The sequence below is a fragment of the Aeribacillus sp. FSL K6-2848 genome (assembly GCF_038004325.1).
GTDB lineage: Bacteria > Bacillota > Bacilli > Bacillales > Aeribacillaceae > Aeribacillus > Aeribacillus composti.
Genome location: NZ_JBBOQQ010000001.1, coordinates 3901732 through 3919610, shown reverse-complemented (window position 1 = coordinate 3919610; position 17879 = coordinate 3901732). Strand labels below are relative to the sequence as shown.

The 17879-nt window shown below is 36.8% G+C and carries 16 protein-coding genes; 13 read left to right on the top strand and 3 right to left on the bottom strand.

The window, feature by feature from the left end:
• Positions 1–727: 727 nt before the first annotated feature.
• Positions 728–931, bottom strand: a complete 204-nt coding sequence (locus tag NSS70_RS18780; protein WP_339197797.1) for a hypothetical protein — start codon at positions 929–931, stop codon at positions 728–730.
• Between the two features lie 906 nt (positions 932–1837).
• On the opposite strand from NSS70_RS18780, the gene NSS70_RS18775 reads away from it, so the two are divergent.
• From NSS70_RS18775 to NSS70_RS18735, 9 genes are all read left to right on the top strand, one after another.
• Positions 1838–2638, top strand: coding sequence for an SDR family oxidoreductase (locus NSS70_RS18775; protein ID WP_063388884.1), 801 nt, complete (start codon positions 1838–1840; stop codon positions 2636–2638).
• A 116-nt stretch (positions 2639–2754) separates the two neighbouring features.
• On the top strand, positions 2755–4695 hold the full coding sequence (locus NSS70_RS18770) for a BglG family transcription antiterminator (RefSeq protein WP_311066598.1): 1941 nt from the start codon (positions 2755–2757) through the stop codon (positions 4693–4695).
• 4 nt (positions 4696–4699) lie between these two features.
• Positions 4700–5152, top strand: a complete 453-nt coding sequence (locus NSS70_RS18765; protein ID WP_186439333.1) for a transcriptional regulator GutM — start codon at positions 4700–4702, stop codon at positions 5150–5152.
• Positions 5153–5165: 13 nt separating this feature from the next.
• Positions 5166–5720 (top strand): PTS glucitol/sorbitol transporter subunit IIC, encoded by a 555-nt coding sequence (srlA, locus tag NSS70_RS18760; protein ID WP_339197793.1) that lies wholly within the window; start codon positions 5166–5168, stop codon positions 5718–5720.
• 20 nt (positions 5721–5740) lie between these two features.
• A complete protein-coding gene (srlE, locus tag NSS70_RS18755) occupies positions 5741–6760 on the top strand; it encodes a PTS glucitol/sorbitol transporter subunit IIB (RefSeq protein ID WP_339197790.1) in 1020 nt (339 codons plus the stop codon).
• Between the two features lie 84 nt (positions 6761–6844).
• On the top strand, positions 6845–7210 hold the full coding sequence (locus NSS70_RS18750) for a PTS glucitol/sorbitol transporter subunit IIA (RefSeq protein WP_117017161.1): 366 nt from the start codon (positions 6845–6847) through the stop codon (positions 7208–7210).
• Positions 7211–8126: 916 nt separating this feature from the next.
• Positions 8127–8678 (top strand): glutathione peroxidase, encoded by a 552-nt coding sequence (locus tag NSS70_RS18745; RefSeq protein WP_339197787.1) that lies wholly within the window; start codon positions 8127–8129, stop codon positions 8676–8678.
• Positions 8679–9252: 574 nt separating this feature from the next.
• Positions 9253–10224: an MBL fold metallo-hydrolase gene (locus tag NSS70_RS18740; RefSeq protein ID WP_063388871.1), complete on the top strand. Its 972-nt coding sequence runs from the start codon at positions 9253–9255 to the stop codon at positions 10222–10224.
• A gap of 116 nt (positions 10225–10340) precedes the next feature.
• Positions 10341–11324, top strand: coding sequence for an endonuclease I family protein (locus tag NSS70_RS18735; RefSeq protein WP_327856623.1), 984 nt, complete (start codon positions 10341–10343; stop codon positions 11322–11324).
• Positions 11325–11680: 356 nt separating this feature from the next.
• Here the strand turns inward: NSS70_RS18735 and NSS70_RS18730 are convergent, their stop codons facing one another.
• A complete protein-coding gene (locus NSS70_RS18730) occupies positions 11681–11848 on the bottom strand; it encodes a hypothetical protein (protein WP_157727840.1) in 168 nt (55 codons plus the stop codon).
• Positions 11849–11850: 2 nt separating this feature from the next.
• Entirely contained in the window at positions 11851–12987 is a 1137-nt protein-coding gene (locus NSS70_RS18725; RefSeq protein ID WP_094244334.1) for a carbon-nitrogen hydrolase family protein, read from the bottom strand.
• A gap of 715 nt (positions 12988–13702) precedes the next feature.
• Here NSS70_RS18725 and NSS70_RS18720 point away from each other — a divergent pair.
• From NSS70_RS18720 to NSS70_RS18705, 4 genes are read left to right on the top strand one after another with little or no spacing between them, the layout of a single operon-like run.
• Positions 13703–15754 (top strand): BglG family transcription antiterminator, encoded by a 2052-nt coding sequence (locus NSS70_RS18720; protein ID WP_339197781.1) that lies wholly within the window; start codon positions 13703–13705, stop codon positions 15752–15754.
• A gap of 34 nt (positions 15755–15788) precedes the next feature.
• On the top strand, positions 15789–16268 hold the full coding sequence (locus NSS70_RS18715) for a PTS sugar transporter subunit IIA (protein WP_082829602.1): 480 nt from the start codon (positions 15789–15791) through the stop codon (positions 16266–16268).
• Between the two features lies 1 nt (position 16269).
• Positions 16270–16554: a PTS sugar transporter subunit IIB gene (locus NSS70_RS18710; RefSeq protein ID WP_063388867.1), complete on the top strand. Its 285-nt coding sequence runs from the start codon at positions 16270–16272 to the stop codon at positions 16552–16554.
• A gap of 45 nt (positions 16555–16599) precedes the next feature.
• Complete coding sequence (locus NSS70_RS18705; protein WP_063388866.1) at positions 16600–17862, top strand: PTS galactitol transporter subunit IIC; 1263 nt, start codon at positions 16600–16602, stop codon at positions 17860–17862.
• Positions 17863–17879 lie beyond the last annotated feature (17 nt).

The following is a 17879-nucleotide window of genomic DNA, read 5'->3' as shown; positions in this document are numbered from 1 at the left end:
CCTACTGACGAATATTTCAAGAAATTTTTTATCTAAACGTCGTTCCTGTTTAAGATTCCTAAACAACCATCATTGAAACTCATCAGTATATTTATCCTTTTATTTCCGTGAAAAATCCCTCTGTGAGACAGGTTAGGTGTTTTTTGCAAAATAAAAGTGCAGAGAATTGCAAAATCCTTATGCAGTGATATGCAATGGGGCTTTACATGGAAGAGGAGCCATGATAACCTTTTTTGGTTTTGCCAAAACTTGCTCCTCTTGCAATTTCATTTCTTGTCGGAGCTTGCATGATAACCTTTTTTGGTTTTGCCAAAACTGTTGAAGCTGGCGCTTGACTAAAGAATCATGGCTACAGAGGATTCACGCCAAGCCCTTGATGGATAGATCACATATACATTTATTCAAAATTTTGATAAAGATATACTGCAACACTCTGTATTTTTTTCTTGCAGAAAACGAAGGTTAAACTTTTTCCTAACTGTCTGCACAAGAGGGATCATAATAAAAGCCGGGTTTAATTTGTAAGATTGCTTATATGTTGTTGTTCAACATTTATTTTTATGTTCTTCATGGAAAATCTTTTGCCTTCAACATCCTCGCTCTCAGATAATTTGGAAGTGTTGACTGCTACATAATATGTTCCCGTTTTATCTATAGCTATATGAAATTTCTCCTCAAATTTTTGATTAGGCTTGATTTCGTCTTTATATAAAACTCTGTTTGATGTTTAATCTTTTGAATAAATTACTTCACCTCGTTTATCCTTTATAATGAACGATTCTATTATTGGTTTACTATGAAATAAAGTTGTTTCAGTTCCGTTATTTTTAAAAGCTGCAATGATATCAAATTCTTGTTTGTTTTTAACCGCTTTGGGGGCTTTTAATTTCAGCTCAAAAATTCCGTAACTTGCAGTTTTCTCATCTTTCATTAATTCATTTACATTATTGCAGCCAACCAAAAAAACCATAATGAATAATAAAATGAATGTTGCGCAATCTTTTCACTCCTGAATCTATATTCATTTAAAACTAGTCTAATTTCTAATTGGGCATTAGTAGGTATATAAATGATGACCTCACTTAATATTCCTATAAGTCTATTTTGCCGCTCACAAGTAATTAAGCTTGTCTTATTCCCTTAAGTATGATGCCGTAATAAACTTTTTTGTAATATTATGTAAATGAAAATCAGCAATTTAGAGTAATTCAAAAGCATTAAATCTTGCAAATTCAGTCCACACATTTGATAGTGTAAAAATGAAAACATGAAGACTGCTTCCCGTTAGTGAATACAAGGAGGAATACAATCGTGGTTCAACACCCATTGCCTTTGAAATGATAAGTTTTGCATCGTTTTTTGACTAAAAATTAGGGATTTATAGTCTAATCCTTCATTTGATAAGAAAGATTATTTTTTCGTTAATAAATCATAGATTTCCTGTAGTCTAAAATTCATGCAATAAAAATAAAACAATACGATTCATTCATATATTTATCAGCTGCTGAAAGCGTGCGGTTTACACCATTTTGCTTTCATGAACGAATATCGCTTCGTTACGTCGTGCGCTTGCGTTCATTACGGTATTTCTTCTGGAACGTTGAACGTCTTTTTCTCGTTACTCCGTACTTTTATATGTCTTTTGGCTTATAGCCACCCTTGAAAGCAGGTAAGACTTTCTTTCATTTCTACAGCTCCAATCTGTTTCCACCGTTTTGTCCGCTCATGCACCACTTTTCAATTTTAAGTGAAAAACTGTGTATTAAATAAAAGGTTAAAACATTTTACACTAAAAGCATCTAATGAGCAGAGACTAGATCAAAAGGAGGAGATCGTAATGAGTGACTCATGGCTTGAATTAGAAGGAAAGGTGGCGATTGTAACAGGCGGCGTTTCCGGGATCGGATTACATATCACAAACGAACTGATCCGAAATGGGGCAAAAGTTGTTGTAGCCGATTTAAATGGAGAAGAAGGACCGCAAGATAATGGTTCTTATTTTCTAAAATGTGACGTTACAAAAAAAGAAAGCGTTGACAAAATGGTGGCCGAAACCGTGAAATTATTCGGCTCAGTCGATATTTTAGTAAATAATGCCGGAGTCAACCTGCCAAGACTGTTAGTCGATGTCAAAGGTGAAAAACCTGAATACGAGTTGAATGAGAAAGATTTTGACTTTATGGTAGCTGTCAATCAAAAAGGTCCTTACCTTTGTGCACAGGCGTCTGCCAGAGAAATGATTAAGCAAAATAAAGGAGTTATTATCAATATTGCTTCCGAAGCCGGACAGGAAGGATCATCTGGACAAAGCTGCTATGCCGCGACAAAGGGAGCATTAATAGCTTTCACTCGTTCGTGGGCAAAAGAACTCGGCAAATACAATATCCGGGTTGTTGCGGTGGCGCCTGGCATCAACGAACCGACAGGCTTGACGTCAGATGCTTATAATGAAGCGCTTGCCTATACTCGAGGAGTCACAGTTGATCAATTGTCAACGGATTACAGCAATTCCATTCCTCTTGGGCGTCCGGGTAAACTAAAAGAAATAGCCGATTTAGTTTCTTACTTGGCTTCAGACCGTGCAAGTTATATTACTGGTACGACAGTTAATATTTCTGGAGGCAAATCCCGCGGTTAAGATCACAGCAGCCTAAAAAAATGGTCCTATAACGAAATATCACAAAATTCCAATCACTACCTTTGACTGATAGACGAAACTATGTCACTTTATTTTTACGTAAAAGGTGGTGAATATTGTTGGATTTTACAATTGATGGCCGTGTTGTTCAAATGCTAGAAACGTTTCAAAAAAAATCCTATTGTTCTTTGGATTATCTTGCCAACTCATTGGGGGTCAGCACGAGAACAATCCGCAATTATATTAAGCTACTTAACAGTGAACTGAATGGGATTGCAGCCATCAAAAACGAAAAGGGAAAAGGCTACCATTTGTTTATTGAAGATGGGCATAGGTTTGATGATTTCATTGAAACCGTTTCTAAGAAGAAAAACATGCTGGATTCATCACAAAGGCGTATCGCTTTTATCATTGATCGATTAATCAACAGCAAAGGAAGGAATACGCTGGATGAGCTCGCTTTTGACATGAATCTGGGGAGAACAACTCTTGTAAATGAAATAAAAAAAGCTGCCGTAGCGTTGGAATCTTACAATTTAGCCATTCATGGAAAACCGAACAGCGGGATGAGCCTAAAAGGAAATGAACTGGATATCCGTTTTTTTATATTAGATAACGTCTATGACTATTTATACGGGGATTACCCGCTGGATGAAGATATTAAAGAAGAAATAATGAAGATTGCCAATCACTACAATTTAGAGTCTACCACCCAAAAAAAGTTAATGCAATTTATTATTGTCATGTTGGATCGTTTTATAAAAAATCATCCTCTTACGGAATTGGATGAAAAATATAACAAACTATTAAATACACAGGACTATTCGATTGCTTCAGAAATCGTTTCCGTAATCGAACGGCATTTGCCGGTTGAAATTTCACAACCTGAAATACTGTTTATAACATTGCCGATCGCGGGAAGAAGAACGCCGACAAACATTCGAACAATTGCAGACATTACAATTTCCGACGATATTAAACGTCTCTTGGACTTAATAATCGAACAAGTAGGGTTTGATAAAAGCATTATTTTCGAAAATGAAACATTTTTCAAAGATATTCTGTATCATTTAACCTTTATGCTGAACCGCTTGATGTTTGATGTGCGTTTGAAAAATCCGCAGCTGGCTGATGTGAAGGAGAAGTATCCTGTCGCCTTTAAATTGGCCGAAATTGCCGGGCAAGTAATTGAGAAAGAGTATGGACTGAAGGTTCCTGAAGATGAGCTTGGCTACCTATCCTTGTATTTCGGAGTATTCATTGCCCAACATGATGAAATAACGAGAGCATTAAAAAAAGTTGCAGTCATTTGCGGAACCGGGCGGGGATCTGCCAAATTAGTCTCTATTCAACTGCAGCGCATATTAAATCCAAATACTCAAATTGATATTTACTCTGAAATTGAAATTTCAAAAGAGCTTTTGAATCAATACGATATGGTCTTTTCAACAGTAAAGCTTCATTTTGCAATTGATCCACCTGTCATCATAATTAACGAAATCTTTGACGAAGCGAGTGTTTCTAGGCAAATAGAAAAGATGACCTATCGGAAAAAATTTAAAATGAAAGATTTTGGCAATCACCGTTCAATTTTAAAACTTTTACTCAACAAAGATAAATTCTTCGTCTTAGATACAAATAAAGGCTACCACGAAAATGTGAATGATATGATCGACGTTTTAGTCAAGAAAGGCTATTTGGACGAAGGGTTTAAAGAGAGGCTGAGAGAAAGGGAAGAGAAAGGATCAATGGTTTTTGACCGGTATATATCCTTGCCGCATACAGTTAACTACAAGTCCAATCAGATTGAAATGGCGATCGGTGTTTTTCCTGAAAAAGCAGTGGTTGACGGGAAGGAAATCAAGCTTGTCTTTCTGTTGGGAATACCGGAAAAAGCCGATAATGATGCAAGCCTCCTGATTAAAATTTACGATGAAATCATCAAAATCGCCTCTGATCAGAAACAGGTAGAGGAATTGGCCGATGCAGCCAGCTACGAAGATTTTACAAAATGCCTCGAACAAGCAAGCAGTTCATCATCAATCTTAGGGATGTGATAGGATGCAATTGATCATCATTATGCTTTTTATAGCAGGAGCATTTATCGTGCAATTGGCATTAGGTTATTTTCAAATTAAACATTTTGCCAAAGCGTATATAGAGCTGCGAAAGATTGGAAAAGTGGCAATCGGAAAGCGCCCCGGCAGAATTCGGGCGGGCACCATTGTATTATTTGCCGTTTCCGACAGCGGGAAGATTCTGAAAGCAATGAAAATACAAGGGGTTACAGTTTTAGCGAAAGTTCGGGAATTGAAAGGCTTTACGGGCAAAAATATAAAAACGCTTGGAGAAGCCGATATGGCTCATTGCAACAAGCTATTGAAATCAGCTATTTTGGATGCGGTCAGCAATTATAAGATTATTATGAGCGGCGGGGAAATTCCCGAAAAGCCGAGTATCTTTAAACGAATCATGATGCAGGCAGAAAACATTGTTTCGGTAAAAAAATCATGAAGAGGTGAGGAACGTGGATATTATTGTTACGATTGCTGAAGGTTTTATGAATTTGTTTAAAACTGGCGCAGAAACATTTATTTCGTGGATGCAAAGCATTGTTCCGCTTGTGTTGCTATTGATGGTTTGTATGAATACATTCATTCAGCTTATTGGAGAAAAGCGGGTCAATAAACTTGCGATGGCATCTTCTAAAAACCCGTTGTTAAGATATTTAGTCTTGCCGCTTGTCGGTTCATTTATGCTAGGGAATCCAATGGCGTTGTCATTAGGACGTTTTTTGCCGGAAAGATATAAACCGAGCTATTTCGCTTCAGGTGCATATTTTTGCCATACCAGCAACGGTTTATTTCCACATATAAACCCAGGGGAATTATTTATTTGGCTCGGTATTGCCTCTGGAATTGAGAAACTAGGTTTGAGCACTGCAGAATTGGCTGTCCGTTATTTCCTTGTCGGTCTCGTGATGAACTTCTTCGCAGGCTGGATTACAGATTTTACAACAAGAATAGTAGAAAAACAGCAAAATATTAAATTGAAAACAGAAGTAACGTTACATCATCGTTAGAAAAGGAGGAGGAATGGGAAATGGCTAAATATCGGTCGATAAAAATTGTGAAGGGCAGCGGCGGTTTTGGCGGACCGCTCATCATTACACCGACGGAAAAAAGAAATAAAATTGTTTATATTACCGGAGGAGCAAAGCCTGAAATTGTAGACAAAATTGCTGAACTGACAGGTGCCGAGCCGGTCAACGGTTTTAAAACATCAGTACCGGATGAAGAGATTGCGCTTGCAATTATTGATTGCGGCGGTACATTACGCTGCGGCATCTATCCGCAAAAACGCATTCCAACTGTCAATATTATGCCAACAGGAAAAAGCGGACCGTTGGCCCAATATATTACGGAAGATATTTACGTTTCAGATGTGGGGTTGGATCAAATTCAGCCCGTTGAAGAGAGTGCTAGACAGGCGGCTCCGGCTGAAGAAAAAATCCCGGAAGAAAAACCTGAAAGAGAGTTTAAATATAGCAGTGATAAAAAGATTTCTGAAACAATGGCAGCAAGCTCCAATAAAAACTTACTAACGAAAATTGGACTTGGCGCAGGAAAAGTCATTAGCACGTTCTATCAAGCAGGACGTGAAGCAGTGCAAACAATGATTAACACGATTATTCCGTTCATGGCTTTTGTATCATTGCTGATTGGAATTATTCAAGGTTCAGGAATCGGAAACGTATTTGCCAAGATCATGTCGCCGCTGGCTGGCGATATATGGGGATTGCTCTTAATCGGGTTTATCTGTTCATTGCCATTTTTATCCCCTTTGCTTGGACCTGGAGCAGTAATCGCTCAGATTATCGGGACGCTGATTGGAGTGGAAATTGGCAAAGGGAATATCCCGCCAAACTTGGCGCTGCCAGCATTGTTTGCCATCAATACGCAAAACGCCTGTGACTTTATACCTGTAGGTTTAGGACTTGCAGAAGCAGAACCTGAAACAGTAGAGGTCGGTGTACCGTCCGTCCTTTATTCAAGATTCTTAATCGGGGTTCCAAGGGTGTTTGTCGCTTGGCTGGCAAGCTTCGGACTTTATGATTCGTAAATTTGTAATTATAACATCATGAGTTTTGCAAAAATCTGACATATGGGAGGGAAGGCACAACCGTAACAGGTTTGTGCCGACTTTATGACAATCATTTATAAGAATAAAATAAAAGGAATCGGAACAATGGCCGATCATTTTTTGAAAGAGAAAATGATTATTTTATTTGGTAATGAAGCTCCGCAGGATCTGAAAGATTTTTGTTATGTCATTGATGTCGTAAAGGCGGAAGGAGTCATTCAAGCTGGACAGAAGCTTTATATTAATAATGAAAAATTTGAAATCACGGCTGTCGGCGATGCTGTGCAAAGAAACTTAACAACATTGGGGCATATTACTTTGCGCTTTGACGGATCGACAACACCGGAACTGCCGGGCACTTTGTACTTGGAAAATAAAGATATCCCTGAAATTGGATTGAATACCGAAATAAAGATTGCGAGTGAATAAAAATTTGGATATTTTCCATTCATCTTTGGCTATTCATCCGACTTTTTTCAATAGAAGGGAAAAATGAGGCTGAATAGATTCAGTGAATGAATCATATACATAAAAGATTTTTTGCAGCTTCAATGGATAAATGGATAAACTGTGAAAGATTTAAGTGAAACAAGTAAATAAGACAGCAAACCGGGCACCCATTTTTTCGCCCGGTTTTTTTTGCTTTTTAATCCTTTCTCTTAACAGCAGTTTGCTTGCCGGCAATAATTTATGATCACTACGCCTTGACAACATTGAAAATAAGAAAAAGTCACGCAAGTTGTCCGGAATCATTTTCTATATGGAAGATTTGAGGTACAATTAAATTGGCAGAATTAGTAAGAAAAATTCCAAATCTTCTTTGGTTAGATGGGATTTGTTCACTGTCCATTCAAGCCAACTCAAAGATTATGATGATCTGCAGGCGGGAGCTTAAGATAAAGGAAAGATTGGACAAAAAGTCCAGCTGGCACTAGTGGTTGAATACTTATAAGTATGGAACGGTTGAAGGAGAACTTTTGCCTGCTTACTTTATCACTTTAACACAAGAAATGGATGAAGGAATTAGTGAGTGTATCTAATTACAACTTAATTGCGAGCGCCGGAAAATAATCAATACTTGTGAAGGCTCGAGTTATTTAGGAAATTTATATTTTCAAAAATTAATGGATTCCGCCGAGAGCTCCCAAATTTTTATAGTAAAGGAGGACTAAGGCAGCCATTCTAAAAAATCAATGCTTCAAATTGAAAAAATAGGCGGGCATTCACCTTCTTTTTGATTCAGGAAAAAAGTTTCCAAATTTGTAACTGAGAGCAATTTTTTTGCGTGATAATATTTTTATATTATAATAATTATAACTTAATAATAGATAAAGAGGTGTTTCCCATGTCTATTTATCAATTTGAAGTAGAAAAAGCAAACGGCGAAAAAGTTTCTTTAGCAGAATTTAAAGGAAAAGTGCTCTTAGTGGTGAACACCGCTAGTAAATGTCGATTTACATACCAGTTTGAAGAATTGCAAAAGCTATATAAAAAATTTCATGATCAAGGTTTTGAAATACTAGGATTTCCATGCAACCAGTTTGATCAACAGGAGCCGGGAACAAGCGATGAAGCAGCTTCTTTTTGCCAATTAAATTATGGCGTCACATTCCCGATGTTTGCAAAAATCGACGTGAACGGAAAAAACGCTCATCCATTATTCGAATATTTGAAAAATGAGGCGCCGTTCCGCGGATTTGATGAATCGAATACGGCAGAAAAGCTATTAAAAATCAAACTAACAAATGAATACCCTGAATGGCTGGTTGGCAACGATATTAAATGGAATTTTACAAAATATTTAATTGATGAAAACGGTCAAGTCGTGAATAGATATGAACCATGGGACGAACCGATTGATTTTGAGCAAGATATTCAGAAATTATTGAAAAACTAACTTCCGGTTGAATCGTTTTTTCATTCGACCGGATTTATTTTATGTATAAGAATGCTAGCAAGAAGCTGCTAGTTCTTTTGCCTGTTTCGGACCTAGATCAACATGTAAAAAAGAATTTATGAATTTTAATGTTCAAGCAGATTTCCCTTTTCCATTGAAAATAAGGAAGAGGGTTATTTATTTCTCAGTAAAGAGCTTTGGTATTTAATATGAAGCGCGTCAATTTACAGTACCTTATCGGCCGGTTGGCGATGGGGATTTTTGATGTAAAATTAGCGTGAAATCAGCGGCCGTACTACCGGATCTATATTTGTTATTGCCTTACATGTTACAAATGGAAAATAAATTGGCAGCCTCTCTTTTACAAACCTTTTTAAAAAAACATATAATATGTTTATACAGTTCTAAATTTTCCAAAGGGTATGGCAAAAATGGGGATTTGGTTAAAGTAAGCGTCTGCACTGCAAGGACTGAAACAAATCACATAACTCTTTTTTTCGCTTTGTATCAAATTTTAAAGTCGGGGGTTTTAAGCGGTTTATTTGGTTCGTCAAAACAAAGGGGGAGTAAAAATATGGAGCTTCGCAAGCAAAATTATGAAATCATCCCGATTATCGTCGATGTTCCGTCTAATTTAAGAACGATCAACTTTTTTTTAGTGAAAGCAAAAGAATCCCTTGCTTTAATAGATGCTGGTTTGGATCATGAGGCTTGTTGGAATGCATTGTTGGAAACGCTGCAAAAAAACGGGTTGGCTTTGCATGACTTAACCGAAATCATTTTAACTCACAACCATATAGATCATGTCGGATTAGTGAATCGAATCATTGCGGATCACCCCATTCAAGTTTATGCCCACAAAAATGCGATCCCGCGCTTAAAGAGAGACCGCCAATTTCTTGAGATGAGGGTGGAGTTTTTTTCTAAATTATATGAGGAAATGGGATGTCATGAAGCAGGGAGAAAGCAGGTCGATTATTTAAAAGAATCGATTGTGAAAAACAGAAAACTTGCTATCCAAGCGGAGATCATTCCAGTCGAGAGCAGCCATTTGGATTTTCAAATTGTCGAGGTGCCCGGACATGCTCCGGATCAAATTGCGCTGTATGATCCAAAGCATCGTTGGATGATTTCAGGTGATTTGCTGATTCAGCATATATCCAGCAACGCACTTGTCGAACCCGATTCTTTTGGACGGCGGATGCCGACTTTACTCCAGCATAAACATTCTTTAGAGAAAGTTTCGGATTTGCCTCTTGATCTCGTATTTCCGGGACACGGTGTATTCATTCAAGACCCGAAAGATTTAATAAATAAAAGATTAAAAGGGATTGAGAAAAAAGCGGAAAAAATTATGAATCTCATTTTAAACGGGGTAACAACCGCGAGCGGTCTAGCCCAAGCCTATTATGGAAATAAGTATTCGGAGCAGTTTTCGCTTGTGATGTCTGAAATTATAGGACATCTAGATTATTTAGAATTCAACGGAAAAATTAGAAAGGAGATGGAAAAAGGAGTTTGGCATTATTCCATTAATAAAGAATAATAGAAGGTTTTTGATTGGCTGTTGACGATGAAAATTTTTTCTTGTATTTCGCAAGCTGCAAAAGTAACAAAGTTTCATTGTTTGCAAGCATGATACTAATTATTGAGGTATGAGGAATGATGGGAAGAAAAAGGAGAAAAGATGCACCTTTAATTAAAAATATTGCAGAGCACAAGGAGTGGCAGAAAAAAGATCGTACTCGGACATCTCTTACTCTTTTGCAGAATCAGGAAAAAATCCGCCAAAACACGAAGTTTTATTATGATCCAGAAAAAGATAAAAAAGATATAGAGCATTATTACAAAAATGTCATCGGAAAAGAAATCAAGGGGCTGAACCTATTTTACCATTATCATAATCTAGTGAAAAAAACACATAAAAATCAGCTGCCGTATTTTATATGCAAAGATCATTATTTGTATACGTGGGTCGATTTGCAGCCGGATGGAACAGTGAAAAGCATCTATTCTGGCGAAAAAAGCGATCCTAGCCGAATCATACAAGAAGATTTCGAAATAATTCAAAAAAGATATGAGCAATTTCAAGCTCTTTTAGAAATAGTCAGCAAAAAGGACATTTCTTTATTGAAAAAGATGAAAAGCATTGACTTGCGTTTAAAATATAATACAGAACATATTGTTCCGCAGTCTTGGTTTCATGCACGGGAACCGATGAAAAGCGATTTGCATCATTTATTTGTTTGTCATCCGGAGTGCAATGTCAAACGATCCAATTATCCTTTTCATGATTTTTCTTTTTATCAGCCGGAATCGCCAAAAGAAAAAATCCGCAATCGCTGCGGAGTTGTTAAAGACGGCCGATTCGAACCGGAACATGGCAAAGGTACTGTTGCGAGAGCAATGATGTATTTTTTATTGCGATACCCGAATGAAATAAAAAAAAGCAGCCTTAAACAAATTAATCTTTCTTTACTGATTCACTGGCATGAATCGTTTCCCGTTTCCATCTATGAAAAGCATCGGAACCAATCGATTTATTATATACAGGGAAACCGCAATCCTTTTATAGACTTTCAAGAGTTAGCGTATAAAATAAAGTTTCCGTTTCATATTGGATCATGTGGCGTCAAGGAATCGTGAAATCATAGACTATAGGAGCATACTTAGAGCACCTCGTTTTGCAAAATAATCACAAGAAGAGCCGTTCTTTCGAAATACCGATTGTAAAGCTCCTGATTTTTCCTGCTTAACTCTGAGCTAAAATTTCAAGATGCTCTTTCCATACAAGATGACGGTCAATGGCAGCTTGCGGTCAGAAGCATTTCGGATTTTGTTTGTCTCTGTTTATTTGCAACCTGCTGATCCGTAATGGTTGCTGGTCGGCGATTTATAATGAAGAACAGACGAATGTTCGTTCGTTTGAAAAATTGGCTATATTTCTGTCATTCAGAACTCCCTAGTTTCGAGAAAAACAAGGGAGTTTTTGTTGCATATGCTTATAATGATTGACTTTTTCCCTTAGGCAACGCTTCACTATCTGCTTGCTCTTGTTTGTTCGTAACTAAAGTACGATCATTGATATTATATTTGAAATACGTTACTTTTGATTTTGTCACATCATAAGTGTGAACACCAGAATTCGGACCGAAAGAACAAAGACACATGGTTAATTCCCCCTTGTAAATGCATGAACGGCTTCGCGCTGAATTTCTGATAATCTTCTGCTGAGCTCATCTGATTCACTGCTTCGAAGATTTTGTTCTAATTGCTTTAACAAGTTCATTATTTGATCAACAGATTGTTGATCATGACCACTTCCATTCTTCGGATTACTAATGTTATTGGCATTGTTCATATCTCGGAGCACTTTATAAGGCTCGCGGTTTAACAGAAGACTAGTCACATCAGGTCGTGAATAATGTCCGATGGCATCGTGCCAATGTGCCATATCAGCAATTAATTTCATATCAACTTCAGCGTACAAAATACCTTCCTTTCCTTTTAAAGGACCGGATAATATGGAACCACCGGGTGCGATAATCGCCGTCCAGCCCCCTCCAGGCTTTATCCACTCTTTTTGATATTCAGTCTGTGTTAACTTTTCCACATTGTCCTTGTCGACTGTACTTTGACAATTGATAACAAAACATCCGCCTACTTGAGCATGATAACGCGCAGATAGTTCAGTAGACATATCAAATAATGTATCCCAACCCGTTATACTTGAAAATCCTACCCATACGGCACAATGCAGCTGGGAGCGTTGTGCGATAAGGGAATGACGTACCAAATCCATAGTATGCTCCCAGCAGACCAGCCCGCTCATTCGTCCCAGCTCTGTGTCATAAACATTTAGATAACTTCCATCTCCCATGCCCCAATGAACACGCTCAACATGAGTCGGCATCAATTTCCTGTGTTTGCCAAAAATTTTCCCTTTATTATCAATAAATAAAATTGTGTTATAGCATGTTTTGCCATCTCGCTCTGAAATACCAATAACGACATGTATATTATGTTTTCGTGCAGCTTCACATAAAGCATCAGTTGTTTTACTAGGTACTTCTACAGAATTGAGAAACCATTCCTTAAATAGTTCATGATACCACATTGGTGTTCCTAACCAGATGTGATACGGATAGCCAGGAATATAAGACTCAGGCAATACAACTAATTGAGCCCCTTGTTTCGCGGATTCTTCAATTAACGAAATAGCTTTTTCCAAGCATTTTTCCCTGTCATATAAAATCGAAGAGGCTTGTACGGCAGCAACCGTGAATTTCTCATTTGAAAAATCGCTCATCAGCTAATCCCACCCCATAGAATTTTTAATTATAAGAATAATTAGAATATACAGTAAATTTCATTTGAGTTCAATAAAAAAATGACGTTTTTTATACGAATGAATAATAAGAATTTGTATTATGATTTCATACATCTTTCCTTAATTTATGATAAAATATGGATTTTTTATAATTATATTTTAAAATTTAGATAAAATTTTAAATATTTTTCATTATGTTTCTTTTATGAAATTATAAATAACATTATGTAATTGTGTTAGTATATTAGCTGATTCCTAACAAGACGGTTAAGAAGAGCTCGTACATCCAAGGACATTCGATTTTACAGTAAGTGTCAAACGAATCCCGTCTTATCTTTTCCGGATGGACAGTTTTTTCGTCGCTGTTGATTACAAGCGACTGGGTAAGATCTTTGACCTTGTACTTCTTTATATTCTAAATCCTTGTTGGGAAGTCTATAGATAAATTAAATAAGTAATTGGATTTAAATCCATTTACTTGATGCAGCATCCATTTCGGACTGCCTTAATGCCTGAAAATGAGACTTATCAGAAGGAGGATGTCATTCGTTCAGAAGGTGTCCTTAATATTTGATAATAACGAGAACAGATCAGTTCATCCCAAAATTGTAAAGCGAAAATTCAAAAAAAGGAATGAAAGCGTAATCAATTTTAGGAAAAGTGGCCTAAAATTGTGCTTAGAAAGGAGGTACAAATGCTACTAGACATTCGAAGCAATTGTCTTTTGAAAGAAGTAATCAAAAATCCAAACATTAGTAGCAATGAACTTGCTCAAAAATTCAACTTGAGCAAGAGACAGATCAATTATAGTTTTTCCAAGATCAATGATTGGCTTTATGAACAAAATTTCCCTCAGATTGAAAGGACAAATCACGGCTATTTTGTTGTAGATCCGAGTTTACTAAAAGTATTGAGTGAAAAGGAAAATACTCAATCAGTCGATTTTTATGATTTATCGAAACTGCAGCGCGTCCATTTCATTATATTGATGATTTTAACGAGAATGGATGCCTTATCGTTGGCTCATTTCACATCTGAACTAAAAGTGAGCAAGAATACCGTTATTGACGATTTGAAAAAAGTAAAGGATATTGTCGAACAACACGGCCTTGAATACAAGTATTCAAGAAAATATGGATACGTCATTGAGGGAGACGAATTTCAATGCCGGAAACTGTTAATCTCTATCACGAACAGCATCTGGACAGCAGATCAAGGAAAAGAAAAGATCATTCAGATTTCGCAATTATCTGTAGATGAGTTAGAGGAATTTAAAAATCGCCTCGAAAAAGTGGAGGCATCGTTAAATCTGAAATTTACAGACGAAAAACTTGAGTTAATGCCTTATATTTTAATTTTTATTTTAAGAAGAATACGGAAAGGCCATCATATCGGTTCTTTTAACCTTAATTATAATGAGATTTCCGGCACAAAAGAATACTTGGCAACGGAAGAACTTTTGCATGATTTTCCAAATGTTTCAGAGGAAGAACGGCTCTTTATTACTCTGAATTTGCTGACAACGAATGTTTATTGGTCTAAAGAGGAGATTGATAAAGAAATTCCTGAATTAAAAAGCGCGCTAAGTCAAGTGATCGACAACTTTGAAAAAAATACGTTCATTTTTTTGAAGGATAAAGAGCAGCTTCTTCAAAAGCTCGTCCTTCATATGAAGCCCGCCTATTTTCGAATTAAATACAATTTAACTGATACAAATGATGTTCTTGATGATATCAATAAAAATTTCAAGGAATTGCATCATCTTGTTAAAAAATCGGTTAAACCGCTGGAAGATTTAATCGGTTCAGCTATTCCGGAAAGTGAGATTGCTTATTTAACAATTTTAATCGGCGGGTGGCTTTCCAGGCAGGGCGACAATATTAGCCAAAGAATGAAAGCCATAGTTGTCTGCCCAAAAGGAATATCAGTTTCCAGATTGATGTATGGGACGCTAAGAGAACTGTTTCCTGAATTTATTTTTCTTGATTCATTGTCTGTGCGCGAATTCCAACAATATGAAATGGATTATGACATTGTCTTTTCTCCAGTTTATTTGAAAACAAATAAAAAGTTCTTCCTTGTAGATCATTTTATTGGTGCTGAAGAAAAAAGACGATTGCGAAAAGAAGTGATGTCTGACTTATATGGGTTTGTACCTGAAGTAATAAATGTTGAAGAATTAATGGGAATTATTGAAAAGCATGCTGTCATTAAAAATAAAAAAGAGCTTTACAATGCGATTCAAAGCTATATTCACCAAGGCTCTAACAACAAGTTAGAAAATCATTCTATTAAAAATCCGAATTTATGCGATTTAATTACTCCTTCAACGATAATATTCCGCCATTCGGTTCGTAGTTGGGAAGAAGCGATTAAACTGGCGGCCCAGCCTTTGCTGAAGGATAAAAGCATTAAAGAACAATATGTTGAAGCAATGATCAAACATTGCCAATCAGATCCTTATTTTGTCATCAGTGAACATGTAGCTATTCCACATGCTTCACCTGATGAAGGAGTAAATCGTTTATCGATGAGCTTATTGAAATTGCGAAAAGGAGTAGCCTTTGAAAACTATCAGTCCATTAAGTTAATCATTGTGATTGCAGCTTTAGATAAAGATCAACATTTAAAAGCATTCATGCAATTAATGAATTTAGTGAGAAATGAACAGGATTTGAATAAAGTATTGAACGCACAAAGCATGAAAGACTTACATGAAGTTCTGAAATTATATGCACAAGAATAAAAGCTCTTTTATTAATGGAGTAGGTGATATACCAGTGATTGATTTGCATTTTGATGAATCTTTGATTTTTTGCGACTTAAAAGCGAAGGATCAGGAAGAAGTTTTGAAAGTAATGGGAAACCATCTTTACGAAAAAAACTTTGTAAAAGAGAGTTTTATAGATGCAATTATTGAGAGGGAAAAAACCTTTCCGACCGGTCTCCCAACTTCCAGTAATATATCTGTCGCCATTCCCCATACGGATTCCGTTCATGTCAATAAAAAGGCGATCAGCTTGGCGATACTAAAAGACGCTGTTGAGTTTGGAATCATGGGGGAGCAGGAGGCAAAAACTCCGGTAAAAATTGTGTTTTTATTAGCGATCGACAAGCAAAATTCTCATTTGAAAATTTTGCAAAAACTGATAAGCATCTTTCAAAACGAGGATGTCATCAAGTTTTTAACAACAGAAAAAAATAAAACATTAATCAAAACAAAAATTATAGAATGTTTAGATTTAAAGGAGATGAATTGAAATGAAGAAAAAACAAGTATTAGTCGCATGTGGTGCTGGAATTGCTACTTCAACTATTGTTAATGATGCGGTGCAACAGCTTTGCAAAGAACATAACATTGAATGTGAAATTATTCAAATAAAAATTACAGAAGTTGGTTCTTATGTGGACACGGCTGACTTATTAATTAGTACAACAATTGTACAGCAGGAGTACCCGTTCCCGGTTATTAATGCACGCGCTTTCTTAACAGGCATTGGACTGGATGAAGTGAAAAAAGAAATTTTGGAAGCGCTGAAAAATTAAACAAACGTTTGATTATTTTGGTAGGGGTTTAAGGAGGGGAAAAATATGCAAGGTTTTGTTGATGCGATACGAGCATTTTTAGATTTAGGTGCAACAGTTATTTTGCCCGTGGCGATTTTTATACTAGGGTTAATTTTCGGACAAAAACCCGGAAAAGCCTTTCGGGCCGGTTTGACGATTGGTGTTGCATTCGTAGGGATTTTCTTAGTAGTTGATCTTTTAGTCAATAATCTAGGGCCGGCAGCTCAAGGAATGGTTGATCGATTTGGAATCGAACTGAATGTTATTGATGTAGGTTGGCCGGCTGCTGCATCGATTTCTTGGGCCTCCCCAATTGCAGCCTTTATCATTCCTCTCGGATTGTTAGTAAATGTTTTGATGCTTGTGACAAAAACGACAAAAACAATGAATGTAGATATTTGGAATTTTTGGCATTACACTTTTACCGGTGCAATTGTATATACGTTATCAGGCAGTATTATTCAAGGCTTAATTGCCGCGGTATTATTCCAAATTGCTTGCTTGAAAATTGCAGATTGGACAGCTCCGATGCTTGATAAATATTTCGGGCTTCCGGGAATTTCTGTTGCAACGGGAAGCACGGTTTCATACGCAGTTCTTGGTATCCCATTGATCCAATTGATTCAAAAAATACCAGGTCTTAAAAATTTAAATGCTGATCCGGAAACGATTCAAAAAAGATTTGGGATCTTTGGTGAACCGATCTTTATGGGGCTAATTTTAGGTGTCGCATTAGGATTATTGGCTGGATATTCTGTCGGAGATACGATCGAAATCGGGATGTCTATGGCAGCAGTTATGGTGTTAATGCCGAGAATGGTGAAAATTTTAATGGAAGGTTTAATGCCGATTTCTGAATCAGCTAGAGAACTGCTTCAAAAGAAATTCGGCGCACAAAATATTTATATCGGGCTAGATGCTGCCGTTGCAATTGGTCACCCGTCCGTAATTTCAACAGCTCTTATTTTAGTACCGATCACAGTAGCAATCGCCATTATTTTACCTGGAAATAACGTTCTTCCGTTTGGGGACTTAGCTACCATTCCTTTCATTGTTGCATTTATTGTCGGTGCTGCAAGAGGAAACATTGTTCATTCGGTAATCGTTGGTACGTTGTTAATCGCCCTGTCACTGTACATGGCGACAGATTTGGCGGCGCTCCATACTGAGATGGCTGTAGAATCTAAATTTAACATGCCTGAAGGAGCGAGCAAAATCTCTAGTATCGACCAAGGTGGAAATCTGATCAATTACGTCATCTATAGAATTTTTGCGCTATTCAATTAATAGTCTCCAATATTGCA